The sequence below is a fragment of the Pseudomonas sp. TWP3-2 genome, assembly GCF_049897765.1.
Taxonomy (GTDB): Bacteria; Pseudomonadota; Gammaproteobacteria; order Pseudomonadales; family Pseudomonadaceae; genus Aquipseudomonas.
This window is the reverse complement of record NZ_JAFCWW010000010.1, coordinates 23,980-43,311: the sequence shown is the minus strand read 5'-3', so window position 1 is coordinate 43,311 and position 19,332 is coordinate 23,980. Positions and strand designations below refer to the sequence as shown.

Here is a 19,332-nt window from a genome sequence, read left to right as displayed (position 1 = left end):
TCAGAACCCGACATCCAGCACCACATTGTCCACATAGGTCCCGCCCGGCGGCGTGGCCTGATCGGTATAAATCTTCGCGTTGTAGTTGAAGATCTGACTGCCGGTGCCCAGTCCGTTGCCGGGATTCACTTCGGCATCCGTGCTGGCGCGGCGGGCGGCACCGACGCTGCCCCAACGCGTGGTGCCAGCGCTTTTGAAGATGTCGTAGGCCAGATAATTGCCCGAAGACACCATGCGCCGCCGACCGCCGACGCTCAGCGGATTTTGTCCGTCGCTCAAACCCACGGTGTAGGCGCTGCCCTTGGTGCAGGCCAGATTGATCGTCTGCCCGGTCACCGGGGTAAACGCGCTGACCACCGGGGCGCTGCCGAACGCGATGTTCGGCGCGGTAATCGTGCAATCGTTGGACACCGTCAGGTTGACCGTCAGCGTGGTGGTGCCGCTGCCGATATCGCGGCCCAGACAAATCGCGCCGATGCCGATTCCGGAGCAGTAATTCCAGTTCCAGAAGATGCTCAAAGTTTCGGTATACACCCCCGCCGCGACGTTGCTGCCGATGGTGGTGCCGAGGTACAGCGGCACGGTTTTCGGCACCGGGCCAGCGAGCAGGCCGAGCGCATCGATGATGCCATTGCGGGCGAAGTCGTAAGCGGTGCCGCGTGTCAGCGGGTAGCTGGTGCTGTTGTTGGCGTAGATCGTGTAGCCGATCACATCGCCGGTCGGCCCGAGCAAGCCACTTTGACTGGAAGTGACAGTCGCCCAGAAGTGATCGCCGCTGCTCAGCAGCGACAGCAAAGACCCGGTGCAACTCAAACCGCCGTTCAAGGTGGAGCTGTTTTGCGCCGTGGTGCGTAGCGCAATCGAACTGATTGAACCGAACGCTGCCGGCGTGGTGCTGACCACCGAGCACGCGGCTTGCACCGCCCCCGGCAGCATCAGCAACAACCACAGATAAAACCTGCTCATCGGCACACCAGCGGGCCAATCAGCGGCACTTGATCCTGATTCATATCGACGTCGAATTGCACCTGACAGCTTTTTCCATCCGCCAGACTCACCTGCAGCGAGTTCTGCGGCTGGAGATTTTCCAGATAGACCAGGCCGTCCCAGCCAACAACCGTGCGCGCGCCGCTCTGCTCATGCAGCACGCCACTGCCGAGGGGCAATTCGCGCTGTTGCGCATCCACCAGCACGATGCTCGCGGCGATCACCCGACTCAATGGAAACTCCAGCAAATACCCGCTGCCACGCCGCACCGCGATGCGCTGTTCGACATTCGGGGTGCGCACGTTGGCCGGCAGGTTCAGCGGATCGATTTCGTATTTGCCGCGGTAGTAAGCGCTGCTCCACGCCACCAGCAAGTGACCGTTGCGATCGGTCTGGCCGACTTGCTGATTCTCGTAGCGCACCGGAATGTCCGCATAGCCATCGGTGCTGACCACCACAAACGCGTCGTCGATGCGGTTGGCGGCGAACATCTGCCGATCCATCCACACCAACGAACCGCTGGCGTCCGCCCAACGGGTTTCGGCATCCGCTGAGCCATAAACCCCGGCCTGCAACTGCACCGATTGCAGACGCCAGGTCACGTCGGCCTGACGGTAATCGGCGCCGTCACCCTTGGCATACCCCAGATTAAAACCCACCCCGCCTTCGGAAGGCACGGCGCGGCTGTAGTTGACCCGGTGCTGCGATTGCCCGGTTTTGCTGCGCTCGCTGCTGATCGCCAGACTCCCACGCAGGTCGAACGGGACCACCAGTTGCGCCTGCACCGCCCAGTTGCTGTCGCCGATCTCGCGGTTGGCCGACAGGTAGAAACTGCTGTTGCGCCACAGCGGTTTGCTCCAGCTCAGGTTGAGCAAGCGGGTGCGTGAATCGTCCGCCGCGCGAATGTCGAAATAACCGGCGCCGAGGCTGCCCCAGCGCTCGAGGTTGAGGCTCAGGGTCGCCTGTTCACTACGGCGACTGAGGCTGATGTAATCACTGTCGACCACCGTCAGATCGGCGTACTGATCGCGGCGTTGCAAGCGTTGATACGAGAAGCTGAAACGCTGGTTGCTGTACTGATAGCCGAGGCTCAGTTGCTGGCCGCTGTCGCCATCGAAACGGCTCTGGCTGAGCGCACTGTTGAGGACGCCGAAATTACCCAGACGCAGATTGCCGCCGAGCCCGCCAAGGGTCAGGGTATCGGCTGCTTCGGCGTGGCTCTCGAGGGTGAAGCTGTCGCTGATGCCGTAGCGCAGACTGGCCGAGGACACGCCCGGCCCGTAACTGAAATCCTTCAAACCGTAATCCCGGCGCAAGGTACCGGCCGCCACTGAAAAATCGCTCAGGCCTTTTTGCAACAGGTTGCTGGTGACGTAGAACGGCACAGTGGTCGACACCTGCCGACCGAGTGCATCAGTGGTGACGACGACCGCTTCGCCCGCGCCGTTGATAAACGGAATATTGGTCAGGGTGTACGGCCCCGGTTGCAGATCGGCGCTGCTGGATTTGTAGCCGTTGATGAACAGATCCACCGAGGACGGCACTGCCGCTTCCCCGGCGAATTGCGGCAGCGGATAGGTCACCAGATCCGGACGCACCGCAAAGTCACGGGAAAACTGCACGCCGCCGAGTCGCACCGAACTACTCCAGGGCAAGGCGCTGCTGATCACGTCGCCCGCCTCGTAGGTGAGCATCTGTTCGTCATCGGAATAGCGCCATGTAGTGTCGTAGCGCAGATATCCGTTGCTCAGCGTACTGACGGCATCGCCGGATAACGTGCGGCGGTACTGCCCGGTGTTGGACAGCGTGCCCCAACTGTCGAATAGCCGCACTTCGTTCCACGCGGCTAGATAAGTGCCGGCGTCATCCGTGTCATTGAGATACAGATCGTAGTTGAACAGCGCGCCGAAACTGCTCAGCGCCGGGGTGCGCGGGTAGACCTCGCGGTTGCCGATGAACTGCTCGGGCAGCCAGTCCGGCGGCACATCCAGCAGCAAGCGTTGGCCGACGCTGTCGTAATCGCTGTGCAGGCCCGGCAAGCCGTCGAGATCGACTTCGGCGCCTAGCGTGTCGGGCAGTTGCATGCCGGTATCGCGCAACACACTGGCCGGCAGAAACAGCCGCCCGCCGCGCTGCGCCACCGCCACCACGCGCCCGGTATTCATCTGATTGACCACCAGCTCCAGAAACAACTGTGCATCGCTCACGGCCTCCATGCCGCTGGGCGGCGGCGGCAGATCGCCGGCCCCCGATGGATCAACAAACACCAGGCAACACGCGCCGGTCATGAGCCACAACGGACGCTGAATACGACGAGCCCATCCCGAACTCATTAGCGCTGTACGTCCATCAATGGACAGAATCCTCCTGATCCCGCTCGCAGCCGCCCGGTCAACTGCCTGCCCTGGCGGTCCCGTATTGCTTGTTTAGCTGGCTAGCGTGCAGGAGCGATGCTCTGTACCTGCGGCGCACCATTGACTCGCCCCGCCAGTTCGCCTGCCACCGGCCCCGGCGCCGGCCAACGCATCACCGCGCCCGGCAGCACGTAACCCAGCAACCCTTCGGCCAGCGGTTTGCTCTGTCCACCCTGCTTGAATGCCACATCGGTCAACCGTGCATGCACCGCGCCCTGATTGCGCACTTCCACGTACGGACGGCCATCCACTGCAACGGTGCGCCAGCTCAATTGCGGCAGGCCGATGCTCTTGGGATCGCGCTGGCGGGTGGTGTCTTCCTTGCTCCACAGCCCGGCGCCATAGGCGAACAGCGGCACTGAATAGCGCATCTGAAAACGGATCGCTGCGGCGGTCTTGCCGCCCTCGGCGGCGGGCGGTTGGGCGGAAGGGATTTCATCGATGATGATTCGGTAGGCGAGTTCCTGCCCCGGTGGCACGTCCCGGGTTCGGGTCAGGCGTACCAGTTGCTTTTGCCCCGGCTCGATCTTCGCCACCGGCGGGCTGCCGATCACGTCGCGCTGATTCTGGTACTGCTCGGCGAAGCCGCTTTGATTCCAGGCGAACACGCGGATCTGCAGGTTGGCCGTTTCAGTGCCGCGATTTTCCAGCCACAGCGCACTGGCCTGTTGATCGGCCTCAAGCACCGGATCGATCGGCCAGATCAGCACCGAACTCGCCGCCTGCGCATTCCCTCCCGTAAACATGACCAGCGCCAGCATCGCGCAACGCACGAACATATGCCGTGACGTGGAAAACCCCATAAAACCACTCCTTGTCATTCACATCACCACGACAGCTGCACCTGCAGCACGTCGCTGTAAGTCCCCCCAGGCTGATTGCCCGGTAATTGCACCTGACCGTAAATCGGCAGGCTGATGTTGTTCGCATCGCCGTAGGCCACCGCCACGCTCTGGCCGATGCCCAGGCTCTGGCTGTAAGCCGCGTCGCGAAACAGCGCATACGCCACCCGCGCGCTGCCGCTGTTGAGCTGCATGTGCCGGCCACTGCTGTTGTACTGGCCGCCATCGACGGTCATGTTCAACGTGACGCCCGGCGTGCATTGCAATTGCACGCCGCCGGTCAGCGCGACCTGCACGGTGTCGGTGGCCAGGGCCGAGCGTGTGCCGAAATTCAAGCCGCCGTAATTCGACACCCCGCCCACCACCAGGCAACCCGGCGTCACCGTGGCGCTGACCTGAAAACTCTGGCTGGTCACCGCCGCCAGCGGCAATGGCACGCTGCACGCGCACAGCGAAAACAACGCCGCGCAACCTGGTCGGCGCATGGCACTAGAACGTCAGTTCAACAGCAATGGTGTCGGTGTAAGTCCCGGCTGGCAGCCCGGCCTTGCCGACGGCCTGACCGTAGAGATTCACCGTTTGCGCCACGCCGGTACTCGCCGAGAGGTTGACCACCCCGTCGATGGCCAACAACTGCGAATGCCCGGCGTCGGTGTACAAGTCATACGGCACGTAGTTGGCGACGCCGTCGTAAAGCGCGCGCGTGCCGCCCGGCGACAGCCCGTCATGCGCACCGGCGCGTACCTTGACCGTCGGCGTGGTGCCGGCCGAGCACAGAATCGACAACGCCCCGCCGCCACCGCCAAGCACTTGCCCGGTGGCAGTGGTGAACAGACTGTTGGCGGTGCCGAAGTTCAAGGCACCAAAGTTCAGCCCGGTGGAACCGCCGGATCCGTTGACCTGGCAACTGCTGGTCAGAATCAGGCTGGAAGTGATCTGCCCGGTGACCGTGGTGGCGGCGTTGACGCTGGAAGCCAGCGTCAGGCCGAGCAACGACAAACCAATCCTTGATGCAATCGTACGCATGGTGTCCGTCCTCTACGGGGTTACCAGTCGAGCGTTACCGTCAGGGTGTCGGTATAGACCCCGGCCGGTACCGCGCGGGTGTTCGCCACCACCGAGCCAAATACCGGGATCGGTATTTGCGCGCCGTTGGTGACAGCGAAGTTGTGTTGTTGACCGATGCTGTAGCTCTGCATGCCCGAAGGATCGAGGGAGAGCTGATAGGGGATGGTCTGGCGCCCGTTGCTCAGGCGTCGGGTGGTGCCGTCGCCATGCGCGCCGCCGTCGATGGTCACAATGAAACCGGTGACTGAAGGATTGCACGCGACATTCAGCTTGCCGCTGCTGTCAGTGCTGAGGCTGGCCTTGATCGGCGCGTACCAGGTCGGGCCTTGCTGACCGAAATCGAGTTTGCCCAGATCGCCGACCGGGCCCGGGCTGGCGCCGTTGGTCACTTCGCAACCTGCGATCAGCACCAGCCGCGCGTGGATTTGCCCACTGACCGCCGCTCGTGCGTGTTCGGTGAGCAACAGCAGCGCGCCCGTGGCGATTACCAGCCAGTGCTTGCTTGTCATTGCGCTTGCCCTACTCCTTCAGGATCACTCGACCATCGCGCTTGTCATTGAGCGCCCCTTCCTTGCGCAACCCGAATCCAGCGGGTTGCCGACTGACCCGATGCAATCACCAGGTCACAGTCACTTTGACCAGATCCGAATAACGGCTGACGCGCGGCACTTCGGCCATGCGCTCAATCCGCGCGTATAACGGCAATTCCACTGTGCCGGTGTCCGGCACTCGGCCACTCACTGGCACATCCACCACCAGCGGCATCCGCCGCGCAGCATCTTGATACAAGCGATACGGAATCGGTTTGCTGCCCGCCTCGCCCGCCATGTAGCGCACCTCACCGACACCGCCGTGCAAGCCACCATCGACACGCATCTGATACGGCGTGTCCGGGTTGCATTGCAGCCGTGGCAGGCGCTGATTGGTGAGTGCCGCACCGAGCGGCCCGGCCGGGTCATCAAGCCGCGCGGTGCTGCCAAAGTCGAGCACGCCCAACTGCTCGATTCCGGCCTCGCGCTGCTGGCCGACCAACTGGCAGCCGCGCTGCACATCGACTCGCACCTCGACCTGCAAGTCGGCGGCGAAGACTGGCGCTGCGAGCCCGCCGAGCAATCCCCAGACCACCCTTGTGTTCACTGCGCGTTCCTTGTGTGCGGTGGTTACTGGGTTCCAGATTAGCAACGGACGGCGATTGCGCCAGTCGATTGGATCCAGTGTTCTGCCGGGATATGTTTCGAAAGGTTGACGAGACTGCCGCTTATGCCGCTGAGAAAAGCTGTACGCGCCGCAGATTGTTGTCCAGCCACAGCCCGGGTGAGCAACCGCAGTGGAAGGCAAACTACCCATCTGGTTACACTACCCCGCCGCGCTCGGGGGAGCCGGTCTGCCGCCATCGGAGTGACCTTACAGTGCCCGCTCGACCACCCAAACGCCCGCCCCTGACCCAGCGCTTTTCGGTGTTGGGCCGACTGCTCGGCAAAAGTCGCCCGTCCAGTGCGGGGCATTGCGTCAGTGCACAAGCGATCCGTGATTACTTTCGCAACCAGGCCCACGCGCAGGGCTATACCCTCAGCCATAGCCAGCAACGCGTCATCGATTGCCTCGCACAACAAGCCGGACTTTTGCTTGGCAACAAGCCGCAGATACCACCAAGCCTGTACCTGCACGGCGCCGTCGGGCGCGGCAAGAGCTGGCTGCTGGACGGTTTTTTTCATGCCCTGCCAATCGAGCAGAAACGCCGCCTGCACTTCCATGAGTTTTTCGCCCAATTGCATCAAGGCATGTTTCGCCATCGCGACCAGGACGATGCCCTCGCCGTTACCCTCGACGCATTGCTCGAGGACTGCCGGGTGCTGTGTTTCGACGAGTTTCATGTGCATGACATCGGCGATGCGATGCTCATCAACCGGCTGTTCAAGGCCCTGTTCAAGCGTGGGATTTTGCTGCTGGTCACTTCCAATTATCCGCCGGAGGGTTTGCTGCCCAATCCGCTGTATCACGCGCGGTTCAAACCGGTGATCGACCTGATCAACGCGCGCATGCAGGTCATGGAAGTCGGCGGCCCGCACGATTACCGCAGCCAGGTGCGCCACCACGCGCATCAGGTATTTACCCACGGGCATTACGTGTGGCCAGCCAGCGCCGAGCAACGCCGGGCTTTGAAGTTGCCGCAAAGCAATGCCCCGGCGCAGCAGCTCAAGGTCGGTGCACGAGAACTGCAAGCGCGGCTGTGCGAAGAGCGCCGCGTCGGTTTCACCTTCGCCGATCTGTGCGAACAACCGACAGCGGTCATGGACTATCTGGAGCTTTGTCGGCGCTTCGACCGCTGGATCATCGACGACCTGCCGCAACTCGGTGCATGCTCGATCGCCGCTCAGCAGCGCTTCATCAACCTGATCGACGTGCTTTACGATCAGGACAAACACCTGACCCTGCTCGGCCAGCTACCCTTGGGCGAAAGCCTTGCCGGTGACGCCATCGACCTCGCCCGCACCCGCAGTCGCTTGGGGCAATTGTCAGAAGTGCGCGAATAGCCAACCGTCTGGCGCTATCATGTCGCGCAATTTCCGGCGCCTCGCGCCTATCTGTCTAAAGCGAACACCTTCATGCACACCCTTGCTCAATTGCGCGCCGGCGAGTTGTCGGGCATCACTCGTCTGGATCTGGCAGAAGGCCTGAGCGAATTTCCGCGGGAAATTTTCGACCTCGCCGATTCGCTGGAAGTCCTCAACCTCAGCGGTAATGCCTTGAGCAGTCTGCCGGATGACCTGCATCGGCTGACGCACCTGCGAGTGCTGTTTTGTTCGGATAACCTGTTTACCGAGTTGCCGGCGTGCCTGGGTCAGTGCCCGGCATTGACGATGATCGGCTTCAAGTCCAACCGCATCGCCCATGTGCCCGGCGCGGCGCTGCCGCCGCTGTTGCGCTGGTTGATCCTGACTGACAACTGCATCGAAACCCTGCCCGTCGAACTCGGCGAGCGCCCGCAGTTGCAGAAGCTCATGCTGGCGGGCAATCGTCTGCAAACGTTACCGCCATCGTTGAGCCAATGTCACAGGCTGGAGTTGCTCAGGATCGCCGCCAATCGGATGACCGAACTGCCGCAATGGCTGCTGACCCTGCCGAGCCTGACCTGGCTGGCCTATGCCGGCAATCCGCTGGAGACCGAAGCAGACGCGGCGGCACTTGAAGCGACGCCGATCATTGACTGGTCGACCTTGCGTCTGGAACAGCAACTCGGTGAAGGCGCTTCCGGGGTGATTTCCCGGGCGATCTGGCAACCTGCCGATCAGCCGACCTCGCAAGTGGCGGTAAAACTCTACAAAGGCGAAATGACCAGCGACGGCTCGCCGCTGCACGAAATGAACGCCTGCATCACCGCTGGATTGCACCCGAATCTGATTCGCGTCGAAGGACGCATCGGCAACCATCCGGATGGTCAGCAAGGGCTGGTGATGCAACTGATCGACCCGAGTTATCTCAATCTGGCCGGATTGCCAAGCCTCGTGTCTTGCTCGCGGGATGTGTATGCCGAGGACTGCCGTTTTACGGCCGAGGTCGCGTTGCGCATTGCGCGGGGCATCGCCGCAGCTGCCGAGCATCTACATCGACAAGGCATCACCCACGGTGATCTATACGGGCACAACATCCTGTTGAATGAGCGTGGTGATTGTCTGTTGGGGGATTTTGGTGCGGCGTCGTTCCATACCACCGAAGACAGTCTGGAAACCCGTGCCTTGCAACGCATTGAAGTACGCGCGTTCGGGGTGCTGCTGGGTGAATTGCTGGCGCGCATCGACTCGGGGTTGAGCGATGGGCAGCGTGTGGCGCTGGAAGGCCTGGAGCGGCGCTGCTGCCAGCCGGATGTGCTGGGGCGGCCGGGGTTCAGCGAGGTTGTGCAGTTGCTGCATAACCTGTGATCGCCTGGATTCCGTGGCGAGGGAGCTTGCTCCCGCTCGGCTGCGTAGCAGTCGTCTGATTGGGACGGCTTCGCCATCCAGCGGGAGCAAGCTCCCTCGCCACAGGTCGATCACATCTGCCGCAGGTTAGCCCGCCAATCCGACAAACATGTCCTGCACGTCGTCATGGTTATCGAGGCCTTCGAGGAAGGCTTCGACTTCAGCCATCTGCTCATCACTCAAACCGCTGACCGGGTTCTTCGGCTGGTAGCCAAGCTTGGCCGACAACACGGTGAAGCCCTGCTCCGGCAGTGCTTTCTGCACGGCATCGAGGTCAGTCGGATCGGTCAGGAACAACGTCGCGCCGTCTTCACCCGCCTCGAAATCCTGCGCACCGGCTTCAATCGCAGCCATTTCCGGATCGGAATCCGCGCTGTCCGCCGAAGCTTCGATCATGCCGACGTGGTTGAAGTCCCAGGCCACCGAACCGGACGCACCCAACTGTCCCTTGCGGAACGCCACGCGGATTTCCGCCACGGTGCGGTTGATGTTGTCGGTGACGCATTCGACGATCAACGGCACCTGATGCGGAGCAAAACCTTCGTAGGTCACGCGATGGTATTGCACGGTTTCGCCAAGCAGGCCCGCGCCTTTCTTGATCGCGCGATCCAGGGTTTCTTTCGGCATCGAAGCTTTTTTGGCCTGTTCGACCACCAGACGCAAATGTGCGTTGGTCGCGGTATCGGCACCGTTGCGCGCAGCAATGGTGATTTCCTTGACCAGTTTGCCGAAGATCTTGCCCTTTGCGTTGGATGCCGCTTCTTTGTGTTTAACCTTCCACTGTGCGCCCATTACTCACTCTCTTGATCTGTGGCGCCGAGACATTTATTGGCCGACGCGGTGGCGCCAAGTTTATACGGCCTAAAGTCGGCAATCGACCAAAAATTCGGTTGCCGAATCGACATCTTCTACGCGGCTTGTAGGGCAATTCTGAAAACCCCCTATGCCATGCCTATTTCGCGCTGCGGTTTCGTACCCTCTGCCGTCCGTATTGCCTGACAGAGCCGCGCGAATGCTCAATGACAAGGAAAGCCCCTTCACCCTGACCCTGCTCGATGGCGGCCTCTGCCTGCCGGTGCTGCGTTTCAGTGGTCATGAAGCGCTGAATCAGTTGTATCGTTTCGAGATTGAAGTCATCGGCCTGGCCCCGGCGCAACCGCCGGGTAGTCTGCTGCACCAGGCAGCGTTCCTGCAGCTGGATAACGATCAGGGGATTCACGGCATCATTCAAAGTGTCAGTTGCGAACATCGCGGAACGCATCGGATCGGTTATCAACTGGTGCTGATGCCGCATTTAAGCGCGCTCGACCTGCAGCCGCGACGCCGAGTGTTCACGCGCTCGGACGTGCCGGCAATTATTCAGCAACTGCTGACCGAACACTGCCTGGCACCGCACAGTTACCGAATCGAGATGAACGTCGGCCACTATCCGCCCCGACCGTTCTGCATCCAGTACGACGAGAGTGATCTGGCGTTGTTGCAGCGCCTGTGCGAAGAAGAAGGCATCCACTATCACTTTGAGCACCAGCCCGACGGGCATGTGGTGGTGTTCGCCGATGACAGCCTGAGTTTGCCGCAACAACCGACATCGATCGGATTCAGCAACGAGAATGACGCGCCGTCGCCCACCGTCAGTGCACTGTTCCAGCGGCATAAAGCAGTGATCCCGATGCTTGCGCAAAGCTTTCGCGAGCGTGGGCAAGTGCAAAGTCAGGAGGAAGCGGCCAACCATTCAGTGCCCGCCAACGAACCGGGATTAGTGCCGAGCGAACAGCGCCATGCCGAGCAGCGCAGTCGTCGGCAACTGGAGCGCCAGCGTTGTGAGTATCGCTCGATTCACGGCCGCAGCGATTGCCCGCGTCTGCGAAGTGGCCAACTGCTCCAAGTGGCCGATCACCCGCTCAGCGGCTTCAACGAGCAATGGCTGATCACCGAGTTGCGCCATCAGGGGCAACAGCCGTCGATCCTTGAGCCGATGCCCGCAACCCGCGGATATCACAATGAATTTACCGCGCAACCATGGTCGACCGACTTCCGTCCGCCACTGCGCCACGCGCGCCCGAGCATTCCCGGGTATCAACTGGCACGAGTGCGCGGTACACCCGGCCAGCCGCCGCAACCGGATGACCAGGGCCGCATCGCCGTGCAGCTATGGCCCGCGCTCGGCGAGACTGAAAATTTGTGGCTACCGATTGCCACCAGCGGCCGACTCGCAGCAGACGCATTGCCTCGTGCCGGCAGTGAGGTCTGGGTGAGTTTTCTCGACAGCGATCCGGATCGACCGATCCTGTGCCTCGACGCCTGTGGTTCCCGTCCACTCCGGCAAACCATGCCTGAGCCCGACACGGACGACCCTTTACTCAACTGGCTGCTCAACCGCGCCGCGCCTTGAGCTTTAGCCTTTGTCAGCCTTGCCCGCGATTGCGGCGACTCGGTATTTCATGAAGGCGCCAAATCGAAAAACGCCTGAATCAGGCGCAACTCCCGGCGCCGCTCGACGCATCCGAGCATGTGCCGGTTGACCAATCCCTCTCCGGCAAGCGCAATCGCCACCACGCGCGGGTCATGGCTGACCTCCACCGAAGACACCACGCCGACGCCGAGCTCGGCCGCCACGGCTTCGGTCACTGCCTCGCGACTGTCCAGCTCCAGCAGCACCCGTGGATTGACCGACGCCTGCGCACAGGCCTGATCGAAGGTGCGCCGGGTGATCGAACTGGGCTCGCGCAGCACCATGATCACTTGATCCAGTTCCTTGAGCTGCACTTCAGACGTACGCGCCGCCCAAGGATGCCCGGCCGGCACCAATGCGCAAATCCGCGATTCGCTCAGCGCTTGCAGATGCAGGCCCTTGCGCGGCTCGACTTCGGTCAACACCGCCACGTCGGCATGCTCGGACATCAGCGCGGCGAGGGTTTCCTGCGCGTTGCCCAACCGCAGGTTCACCGTAATCCCCGGATACCGCGCGCGCAGGCTGGCGAGCATCGGCATGACCATGTGCGGGCCGTCAGCCGCCACTTCAAGACGACCGCTTAGCAGTTGCCGATTGGCTTCGAGCAACGCCTGCGCCTCTTCGGCCATGCCGAACATCGCCCGGGTAATGGCCGCGAGTTTGCTGCCCTCCTCGGTCAGCTCGACCCGCCGCGCGGTGCGCCTTAGCAGGGTGATCTGGTAGTGCTCCTCCAGCGCCTTGATGTGCCCGGTGACCGCCGGCTGACTGATGAACAGCCGCGCAGCAGCGCGGGTGAAGCTGCCTTCTCGGGCGACAGCATCGAAGGCGCGCAGCTGAAACAGATTCATGAATAACTCTCACTGATGGCTGGCATAACAACAAACAATTTGATTGATGGCTCGCCGAATTGCAACTTAGGCGCCGTAGCTTCATCCCCCAGCGCTTTCGCGAGGACACACGAATGAGTATTGCCGCCCCCATCCTGCTCACTCCCGGCCCGTTGACCACTTCGGCGCGAACCCGCCAGGCGATGATGGTCGACTGGGGTTCATGGGATGACCGCTTCAATCAACTGACCGCCAGCCTCTGCGAACAATTAGTGGCGATCCTCAACGGCGCGGCGACGCACCACTGCGTGCCATTGCAAGGCAGCGGCACCTTCGCCGTCGAAGCCGCGATCGGCACCCTCGTGCCGCGTGACGGCAAGATTCTGGTATTGATCAACGGCGCGTACGGCAAGCGTCTGGCGAAGATCTGCGAAGTGCTCGGCCGCTCGTTCAGCACCTTCGAAACCGCCGAAGATGAGCCGACCACCGCGGCCGACGTAGACCGCCTGTTGCGCGCCGACGGTGATATCACCCACGTCGCACTGATTCATTGTGAAACCAGCACCGGCATCCTCAATCCACTGGCAGAAATTGCCCAAGTTATTGCGCAGCACGGCAAACGCCTGATCATCGATGCCATGAGTTCTTTCGGCGCCTTGCCGGTGGATGCGCAACAAGTGCCGTTCGATGCGCTGATCGCCGCTTCGGGCAAATGCCTGGAAGGCGTGCCGGGCATGGGTTTCGTATTCGCCCGCAAGGAATCACTGGCCGCCTCCGCCGGCAATTCGCATTCGCTGGCGATGGATCTGTTCGATCAGCACAGCTATATGCAAAAAACCGGGCAGTGGCGCTTCACCCCGCCGACCCACGTAGTCGCCGCGCTGCACGAAGCGCTGCTGCAATACCACGAAGAAGGCGGCCTGCCGGCGCGGCATGCGCGTTATGCGGCCAACTGTCAGGCGCTGATGGAAGAAATGGCCACGCTTGGGCTGCGCAGTTTTCTGCCGGCAGAAATTCAGGCGCCGATCATTGCCACTTTCCATGCGCCCAACGATCCGCGCTACCAGTTCAAGGACTTCTACGAACGGGTCAAGGCCAAGGGTTACATCCTCTACCCCGGCAAACTGACCCAGCTCGAAACCTTCCGCGTCGGCTGCATCGGCCACGTCAACCCGGCGCAAATGCGCGAAGCCGTGGCGGCGATTGGCGAGGCGCTGCGCGAGATGGAAGTCCTCGCTATCTGATTTCCCGGCACACAGCTTTTTCAGTCATTTACCACAGGATTTGATCAGCATGAACTACAGCAACCCAACCCAGCTGCAAGCCGCGATCCTCGACTGGGCCGGCACCGTAGTCGATTTCGGCTCATTCGCACCCACGCAGATTTTTGTCGAAGCCTTCGCCGAATTCGACGTTCAGGTCTCCATCGAAGAAGCCCGCGGGCCGATGGGCATGGGCAAGTGGGATCACATCCGCACCTTGTGCGACCAGCCGCAAGTCGCCGAGCGTTATCGCAAGGCGTTCGGTCGCACCCCGACTGACGACGACGTTACCGCCATCTATGAGCGCTTCATGCCGTTGCAGATCGAAAAAATCGCCGAGCACTCGGCACTGATCCCCGGCGCACTGGAGACCATCGCCAACCTGCGCCAGCAAGGGATCAAAATCGGCTCGTGTTCCGGGTATCCGAAGCAAGTCATGGACAAAGTCGTCGAATTGGCCGCGAGCAACGGCTACGTCGCCGATCACGTAGTCGCCACCGATGAAGTGCCAAACGGCCGCCCTTGGCCAGCTCAGGCATTGGCCAACGTGATTGCGCTGGGCATCGATGATGTTGCTGCGTGTGTGAAAATCGACGACACCGTGCCGGGCATTCTCGAAGGCCGCCGCGCCGGGATGTGGACGGTCGCGCTGATCTGCTCAGGCAATGCGCTGGGGCTGGATTACGCTGGTTATCGCGCGCTGAGCAGTGACGCACTGGCCAGCGAACGCGAGCGCATTCACGCACTGTTCGCAGCCTCGCGCCCGCATTACATGATCGACACCATTACCGATTTGCCAGAAGTGATTGCCGATATCAACCAACGTCTGGCAAATGGAGAAATGCCGCAAAGCTTTTAATCACACTATAAAAACCGCCAACCCGGAAAGGCCTGGCGGTTTTTTTATTTCGTCTGACAACTAACAAAACTCAGCCAATAGTAAAAAACAATATGACTCATTATTGACGAACCTGGTTATTCACTCAGAAATCAGATTACCGTCAGCATCGTATGCCAGTCCGTCCGGGTATTTAATCGAACCGTCGGGCAGTTGCTCGGTTCCATCTGCCCAGACAATACGTCCATCGGGATATTCAATGGTGTCATCCGGCCAGACAATGCGTCCGTCTGGATGCTCCACTCGACCATCCGCGTGCTGAATGATCCCGTCGGGACGCGTTACTGCAGTCTGCTCGGGGTTGATCACACTGCCATCAACCAGCGCAGTGGACCCGTCAGGGTTGCGCGTGCTGCCCAGCGCATTCAGCAGGTTGTACAGCGCAACCGGATCGACGTTGATATTCAGCGTAGGCCACGGCATTGGCGGCCTGACACCTGCTACGGGCTTGACCGGAGGTGTGCCTGGCGGCACTGGAGGCTTGACCGGTGGCACGGGCGGCTTGACGGGTGGTTTGACCGGCGGCACTGGCGGTTTCACCGGAGGTTTGACCGGCGGTACTGGTGGCTTCACCGGAGGTTTGACCGGCGGCACTGGTGGCTTGACCGGCGGCACTGGCGGCTTTGGCTTCGGCACGGAAATCCCGGGTTTCGATACCGGAGGTTTGGCCATGGCCTTGCGCACGATATATCCAGATTTGTTATCCAGCAAAATACTGAAAGCCATATATACATCCATTTATTCAAGCAGCTGATTTATTGCTGCCGTTGATTTAGGCAATCAAATAAAACTTCAATTACCGACTGCCAACGACAATAACCACTCGACTAAAAACACTCAAACTTTCGCAAATACAAGATATAAACAACACTCGGTTACAGCGTTGCATTCAAAATGTTGAACACTCTGAAAACATCACCTCCCGAACGCCGTAAAAAAAGATGACCTCGATCAGGAAGAAAGTCCGCAACGGGATTACAGTTAAAGCTTGCCGTCGTTCAAGAACGGCACGCTTGGCCCCTGACCCGTGAGGAACACCCTATGTCGTGGACAAATTCCGCCTCTCGTTACAGCACTGTGTCGATCCTGCTGCACTGGCTGATGCTGGTGCTGTTGGTACTGGTGTACGCCAGCATGGAACTGCGTGGTTTCTTTCCCAAGGGTAGCGGAGGGCGCACGCTGATCCGCGAAGTGCATTACCTGCTGGGGCTGACGGTATTCGTGCTGGTGTGGTTGCGCCTGTTTGCCCGCAGCCTGGGGCCGGCGCCGCAGATCTTTCCGGCATCGCCGCAATGGCAAACGGTCTTGGCGCGGCTGATGCATTGGGCGTTGTACCTGTTCATGATCAGCATGCCGATTCTCGGCTGGCTGATCACCAGCGCCGAGGGGCATCAGGTGATGTTCTACGGTTTCGACCTGCCGCTATTGGTGAGCGAAGACAAGGCGTTCGCCAAGCAAATCGAATACTGGCACGTGCTCATCGCCACCATCGGCTATTGGCTGATCGGGCTGCATGCGCTGGCGGGGATTTATCATCATTATGTGGTGCGCGATAACACCCTGCTGCGGATGATGCCCAAACGCGGCTAGCACCTGCCATCGAATCCCCGGCGGCCCTGCAAGCCGCCGGTGTGGATGAAGATCAGCCGTGTACCGCGAGCGAACTTGCCCGCCTCGACCTGTTGCTTGAGCGCGAGCAACGCCTTGCCGGTGTACAGCGGCTCGAAGGGAACACCGCTGGCCTGTTCGGTGTGTGCGATGAACTCCAGCAATTGCGCATCGACTTTGGCGAAGCCGCCACGGCTGGCGTCGAGCAGTTCGTAGGTCGAATTGGATATTCCGGCTTCATGAAGAATCGCCTCGACCTGCGGTGCGACACCGTGATCGTCGGGCACTGCCAGTGCGCCGTAAACCCCGTGCTTACCCGCCTCCGCCAGCACCATGCCGGCCAGCGTAGTGCCCGTGCCACACGCCAGCCACCAGCCGTGAAAATCATCCCAACCCAACGTTTTTAACTGCGCAACCGCCTGCTGCCTGATCGCCGAGCAGCCCAGCGCACCGGGCAATCCGCCACCGCCCTCGGGCACTGGATGCAGCTGGGGATACTGCGCTCGCCACGGCTCCCAGAATCCCGACTCATTACGCGCCCGATAACCGCCATACCCGAGCCAGTGCAGATGCATACCGAATGCTTGCAGATCCCGCACCGTCGGCGTGTCCTGCGCATGCCCGCGCAACAGGCCGACCGTGGTGAACCCCAGACGTTTGCCCGCCGCCGCCAGCGCGTGCAAATGATTGGAGTGCGCGCCACCGAGGCTGATGATGCCTTCGGCACCGGCAAGGTCAGCGGCTTTCAGATGTTCGACGAGCTTGAACCACTTGTTGCCGCTGATCAGTGGGTCGATCTGGTCCAGACGCAGGATCGCCACTTCGATTCCGGCGGCATGGAGCCAGTCCAGATCGAGTGATTGCAAAGGGGCTTGAGGAAGCCAATCGGAGGGGGGCAAAAGCATAAATGCCGGCTCTGTTTAAGGAGCCGGCAGTTTAAGGTGGATTACAGCTCGGCAGCCAGACGCGATCCCTGATTGATCGCGCGTTTGGCATCCAGCTCCGCCGCGACGTCAGCGCCACCGATCAGGTGCACGTTCTGCCCCGCTTCAACCAGACCATCATGCAGCTCACGCAGCGGATCCTGACCGGCGCAGATGACGATGTTGTCCACCGCGAGCAATTGCGGCTCGCCGGTTTCGCCGATGCGGATATGCAGGCCATCATCATCGATCTTCAGGTACTCGACGCTGTTGAGCATCTGCACTTGTTTGTTTTTCAGCCCGGTGCGGTGAATCCAGCCCGTGGTCTTGCCCAGACCGTCGCCGACCTTGGATTTCTTGCGTTGCAGCAGAAACACCTCGCGCGCCGGCGCGTGCGGTTGGGCCTTGATCCCGGCCACGCCACCGCGAGCCTCAAGCTGGGTATCAATGCCCCACTCTTTCCAGAACGCCGCGCGATCCTGGCTGGTGGCCACGCCTTCATGCACGAGGAATTCCGAAACGTCGAAACCGATACCACCGGCACCGATCACCGCGACACGCTTGCCGACCGGTTTACGTTCGAGGATCACATCCAGATAGCTCAGGACCTTGGCGTTCTCGACGCCAGGAATCGCCGGCAGACGCGGTGCAATACCGGTGGCGAGGATGATTTCGTCATAGCCGCCATCAACCAGTTTCGCCACGTCGACGCGGGTGTTCAGGCACACCTCGACATTCGTGGTCTGCAACTTGCGATTGAAATAACGCAGGGTTTCGAAAAACTCTTCCTTGCCCGGCACACGCTTGGCGATATTGAACTGGCCACCGATTTCGCTGGCGGAATCGAACAGCGTCACCTGATGCCCACGCTCGGCGGCAACGGTAGCGGCGGACAGACCGGCAGGCCCGGCGCCCACCACGGCGATCTTCTTGATCTGTTGCACCGGCAGATAATTGAGCTCGGTTTCATGGCAGGCACGCGGGTTGACCAGGCAACTGGTGAGCTTGCCGCCAAAGGTGTGATCGAGGCAGGCCTGGTTGCAGCCGATGCAGGTGTTGATTTCGTCGGCCCGCCCTTCGGCAGCCTTGTTGACGAAGTCCGGGTCGGCGAGGAACGGCCGCGCCATCGAGACCATGTCGGCGTCGCCCTCAGCGAGGATCTGCTCGGCGATTTCCGGGGTGTTGATGCGGTTGGTGGTGATCAGCGGAATGCTCACCGAACCACGCAGCTTGGCCGTGACCTTGCTGAACGCCGCACGCGGCACTTTGGTGGCGATGGTCGGAATGCGCGCTTCATGCCAGCCGATGCCGGTGTTGATGATGGTCGCACCCGCCTGCTCGATGGCTTTGGCCAGGGTGACGATCTCATCCCAGGTGCTGCCGCCTTCGACCAGATCGAGCATCGACAAGCGGAAGATGATGATGAAGTTCGGGCCGACGGCTTCCCGCACGCGGCGCACGATTTCCACCGGCAGGCGCATGCGGTTTTCGTAGCTGCCACCCCAACGGTCGGTGCGATGGTTGGTGTGCGCGGCGAGGAACTGGTTAATGAAATAACCTTCGGAACCCATGATTTCCACGCCGTCATACTCAGCGGTTTGTGCCAGTACCGAACAGGTGACGAAATCGCTGATCTGCTTCTCGATGCCTTCCTCGTCCAGCTCTTTGGGCTTGAACGGGTTGATCGGTGCCTGGATCGCACTCGGCGCGACCTGCTTCGGGCTGTAGGCATAACGCCCGGCGTGCAGGATCTGCATGCAGATCTTGCCACCCGCCTCGTGTACTGCGCGGGTGACGATCTGATGCTTGAGTGCTTCTTCCTCGGTAGTCAGCTTGGCCGCGCCGGAATACACGCCGCCCTCATCGTTGGGGCCAATGCCGCCGGTGACCATCAGGCCAACACCGCCACGCGCGCGCTCGGCGAAGTACGCCGCCATGCGCTCGAAGCCACCCGGTTTCTCTTCAAGCCCCGTGTGCATCGAACCCATCAGGGTGCGATTGCGCAAGGTGGTGAATCCCAGGTCCAGCGGGGCCAGCAGGTGCGGGTAATGGGCGGCGGTCATCGGTAACTCCACAACGAGCAATCACGGAA

The 19,332-nt window shown here is 61.2% G+C and carries 18 protein-coding genes; 6 read left to right on the top strand and 12 right to left on the bottom strand.

What is annotated here, in order from left to right; translation table 11 throughout:
* The 7 genes from ACP7EE_RS16480 to ACP7EE_RS16450 all read right to left on the bottom strand — a co-directional run bounded on the left by ACP7EE_RS16480 (nt 1) and on the right by ACP7EE_RS16450 (nt 6,448).
* Nucleotides 1-966, bottom strand: a complete 966-nt coding sequence (locus tag ACP7EE_RS16480) for a Csu type fimbrial protein (RefSeq protein ID WP_426235283.1) — start codon at nt 964-966, stop codon at nt 1-3.
* A complete protein-coding gene (locus tag ACP7EE_RS16475; protein WP_426235281.1) occupies nt 963-3,320 on the bottom strand; it encodes a fimbria/pilus outer membrane usher protein in 2,358 nt (785 codons plus the stop codon). Before ACP7EE_RS16475 ends, ACP7EE_RS16480 begins: the two co-directional genes overlap by 4 nt.
* A gap of 101 nt (nt 3,321-3,421) precedes the next feature.
* A complete protein-coding gene (locus ACP7EE_RS16470) occupies nt 3,422-4,204 on the bottom strand; it encodes a fimbrial biogenesis chaperone (protein WP_426205444.1) in 783 nt (260 codons plus the stop codon).
* Nucleotides 4,205-4,227: 23 nt separating this feature from the next.
* Nucleotides 4,228-4,728 (bottom strand): Csu type fimbrial protein, encoded by a 501-nt coding sequence (locus ACP7EE_RS16465; protein ID WP_426205445.1) that lies wholly within the window; start codon nt 4,726-4,728, stop codon nt 4,228-4,230.
* A 4-nt stretch (nt 4,729-4,732) separates the two neighbouring features.
* The gene (locus ACP7EE_RS16460) at nt 4,733-5,269 is read right to left on the bottom strand and encodes a spore coat U domain-containing protein (protein ID WP_420650120.1); all 537 of its coding nucleotides are present in this window, start codon (nt 5,267-5,269) and stop codon (nt 4,733-4,735) included.
* A 20-nt stretch (nt 5,270-5,289) separates the two neighbouring features.
* Entirely contained in the window at nt 5,290-5,820 is a 531-nt protein-coding gene (locus tag ACP7EE_RS16455) for a spore coat U domain-containing protein (RefSeq protein ID WP_420650121.1), read from the bottom strand.
* Nucleotides 5,821-5,926: 106 nt separating this feature from the next.
* Nucleotides 5,927-6,448: a Csu type fimbrial protein gene (locus ACP7EE_RS16450; protein WP_426235277.1), complete on the bottom strand. Its 522-nt coding sequence runs from the start codon at nt 6,446-6,448 to the stop codon at nt 5,927-5,929.
* 272 nt (nt 6,449-6,720) lie between these two features.
* Between ACP7EE_RS16450 and zapE the strand changes: the two genes are divergently transcribed.
* Nucleotides 6,721-7,845, top strand: coding sequence for a cell division protein ZapE (zapE, locus tag ACP7EE_RS16445; protein WP_426235275.1), 1,125 nt, complete (start codon nt 6,721-6,723; stop codon nt 7,843-7,845).
* 72 nt (nt 7,846-7,917) lie between these two features.
* Nucleotides 7,918-9,231, top strand: coding sequence for a protein kinase (locus tag ACP7EE_RS16440; protein ID WP_426235273.1), 1,314 nt, complete (start codon nt 7,918-7,920; stop codon nt 9,229-9,231).
* Nucleotides 9,232-9,357: 126 nt separating this feature from the next.
* Here the strand turns inward: ACP7EE_RS16440 and ACP7EE_RS16435 are convergent, their stop codons facing one another.
* Nucleotides 9,358-10,062, bottom strand: coding sequence for a YebC/PmpR family DNA-binding transcriptional regulator (locus ACP7EE_RS16435; protein ID WP_420650125.1), 705 nt, complete (start codon nt 10,060-10,062; stop codon nt 9,358-9,360).
* Between the two features lie 220 nt (nt 10,063-10,282).
* Between ACP7EE_RS16435 and ACP7EE_RS16430 the strand changes: the two genes are divergently transcribed.
* Entirely contained in the window at nt 10,283-11,662 is a 1,380-nt protein-coding gene (locus tag ACP7EE_RS16430; protein WP_426235271.1) for a type VI secretion system Vgr family protein, read from the top strand.
* A gap of 47 nt (nt 11,663-11,709) precedes the next feature.
* Here the strand turns inward: ACP7EE_RS16430 and ACP7EE_RS16425 are convergent, their stop codons facing one another.
* Nucleotides 11,710-12,570, bottom strand: coding sequence for a LysR substrate-binding domain-containing protein (locus ACP7EE_RS16425; protein WP_426235269.1), 861 nt, complete (start codon nt 12,568-12,570; stop codon nt 11,710-11,712).
* A gap of 113 nt (nt 12,571-12,683) precedes the next feature.
* Between ACP7EE_RS16425 and ACP7EE_RS16420 the strand changes: the two genes are divergently transcribed.
* Nucleotides 12,684-13,793 carry a 2-aminoethylphosphonate--pyruvate transaminase gene (locus tag ACP7EE_RS16420; protein ID WP_426205453.1) on the top strand — a complete coding sequence of 370 codons (1,110 nt, stop codon included), beginning with the start codon at nt 12,684-12,686 and terminating at the stop codon, nt 13,791-13,793.
* 49 nt (nt 13,794-13,842) lie between these two features.
* Complete coding sequence (gene phnX, locus ACP7EE_RS16415; protein ID WP_426205454.1) at nt 13,843-14,670, top strand: phosphonoacetaldehyde hydrolase; 828 nt, start codon at nt 13,843-13,845, stop codon at nt 14,668-14,670.
* Nucleotides 14,671-14,790: 120 nt separating this feature from the next.
* Here phnX and ACP7EE_RS16410 read toward each other — a convergent pair whose 3' ends face one another.
* Nucleotides 14,791-15,435, bottom strand: coding sequence for a hypothetical protein (locus ACP7EE_RS16410; protein WP_426235267.1), 645 nt, complete (start codon nt 15,433-15,435; stop codon nt 14,791-14,793).
* Between the two features lie 315 nt (nt 15,436-15,750).
* On the opposite strand from ACP7EE_RS16410, the gene ACP7EE_RS16405 reads away from it, so the two are divergent.
* A complete protein-coding gene (locus tag ACP7EE_RS16405; RefSeq protein WP_426235265.1) occupies nt 15,751-16,299 on the top strand; it encodes a cytochrome b in 549 nt (182 codons plus the stop codon).
* Here the strand turns inward: ACP7EE_RS16405 and ACP7EE_RS16400 are convergent.
* The gene (locus ACP7EE_RS16400) at nt 16,296-17,222 is read right to left on the bottom strand and encodes a 1-aminocyclopropane-1-carboxylate deaminase/D-cysteine desulfhydrase (RefSeq protein ID WP_426235263.1); all 927 of its coding nucleotides are present in this window, start codon (nt 17,220-17,222) and stop codon (nt 16,296-16,298) included. The genes ACP7EE_RS16405 and ACP7EE_RS16400 overlap by 4 nt on opposite strands.
* A 41-nt stretch (nt 17,223-17,263) precedes the next feature.
* On the bottom strand, nt 17,264-19,303 hold the full coding sequence (locus ACP7EE_RS16395; protein WP_426235261.1) for an FAD-dependent oxidoreductase: 2,040 nt from the start codon (nt 19,301-19,303) through the stop codon (nt 17,264-17,266).
* Nucleotides 19,304-19,332: the final 29 nt, after the last annotated feature.

Excerpts from the sequence above, each read along its gene's own strand:
- ACP7EE_RS16425 (WP_426235269.1), bottom strand. The coding sequence starts at position 12,570 with ATGAATCTGTTTCAGCTGCGCGCCTTCGATGCTGTCGCCCGAGAAGGC.
- ACP7EE_RS16470 (WP_426205444.1), bottom strand. The coding sequence starts at position 4,204 with ATGGGGTTTTCCACGTCACGGCATATGTTCGTGCGTTGCGCGATGCTG.
- ACP7EE_RS16410 (WP_426235267.1), bottom strand. The coding sequence starts at position 15,435 with ATGGCTTTCAGTATTTTGCTGGATAACAAATCTGGATATATCGTGCGC.
- ACP7EE_RS16395 (WP_426235261.1), bottom strand. The coding sequence starts at position 19,303 with ATGACCGCCGCCCATTACCCGCACCTGCTGGCCCCGCTGGACCTGGGA.
- ACP7EE_RS16435 (WP_420650125.1), bottom strand. The coding sequence starts at position 10,062 with ATGGGCGCACAGTGGAAGGTTAAACACAAAGAAGCGGCATCCAACGCA.
- ACP7EE_RS16420 (WP_426205453.1), top strand. The coding sequence starts at position 12,684 with ATGAGTATTGCCGCCCCCATCCTGCTCACTCCCGGCCCGTTGACCACT.
- ACP7EE_RS16475 (WP_426235281.1), bottom strand. The coding sequence starts at position 3,320 with ATGAGTTCGGGATGGGCTCGTCGTATTCAGCGTCCGTTGTGGCTCATG.
- ACP7EE_RS16465 (WP_426205445.1), bottom strand. The coding sequence starts at position 4,728 with ATGCGCCGACCAGGTTGCGCGGCGTTGTTTTCGCTGTGCGCGTGCAGC.
- ACP7EE_RS16480 (WP_426235283.1), bottom strand. The coding sequence starts at position 966 with ATGAGCAGGTTTTATCTGTGGTTGTTGCTGATGCTGCCGGGGGCGGTG.
- ACP7EE_RS16430 (WP_426235271.1), top strand. The coding sequence starts at position 10,283 with ATGCTCAATGACAAGGAAAGCCCCTTCACCCTGACCCTGCTCGATGGC.
- phnX (WP_426205454.1), top strand. The coding sequence starts at position 13,843 with ATGAACTACAGCAACCCAACCCAGCTGCAAGCCGCGATCCTCGACTGG.
- ACP7EE_RS16440 (WP_426235273.1), top strand. The coding sequence starts at position 7,918 with ATGCACACCCTTGCTCAATTGCGCGCCGGCGAGTTGTCGGGCATCACT.
- ACP7EE_RS16400 (WP_426235263.1), bottom strand. The coding sequence starts at position 17,222 with ATGCTTTTGCCCCCCTCCGATTGGCTTCCTCAAGCCCCTTTGCAATCA.
- ACP7EE_RS16460 (WP_420650120.1), bottom strand. The coding sequence starts at position 5,269 with ATGCGTACGATTGCATCAAGGATTGGTTTGTCGTTGCTCGGCCTGACG.
- ACP7EE_RS16455 (WP_420650121.1), bottom strand. The coding sequence starts at position 5,820 with ATGACAAGCAAGCACTGGCTGGTAATCGCCACGGGCGCGCTGCTGTTG.
- ACP7EE_RS16405 (WP_426235265.1), top strand. The coding sequence starts at position 15,751 with ATGTCGTGGACAAATTCCGCCTCTCGTTACAGCACTGTGTCGATCCTG.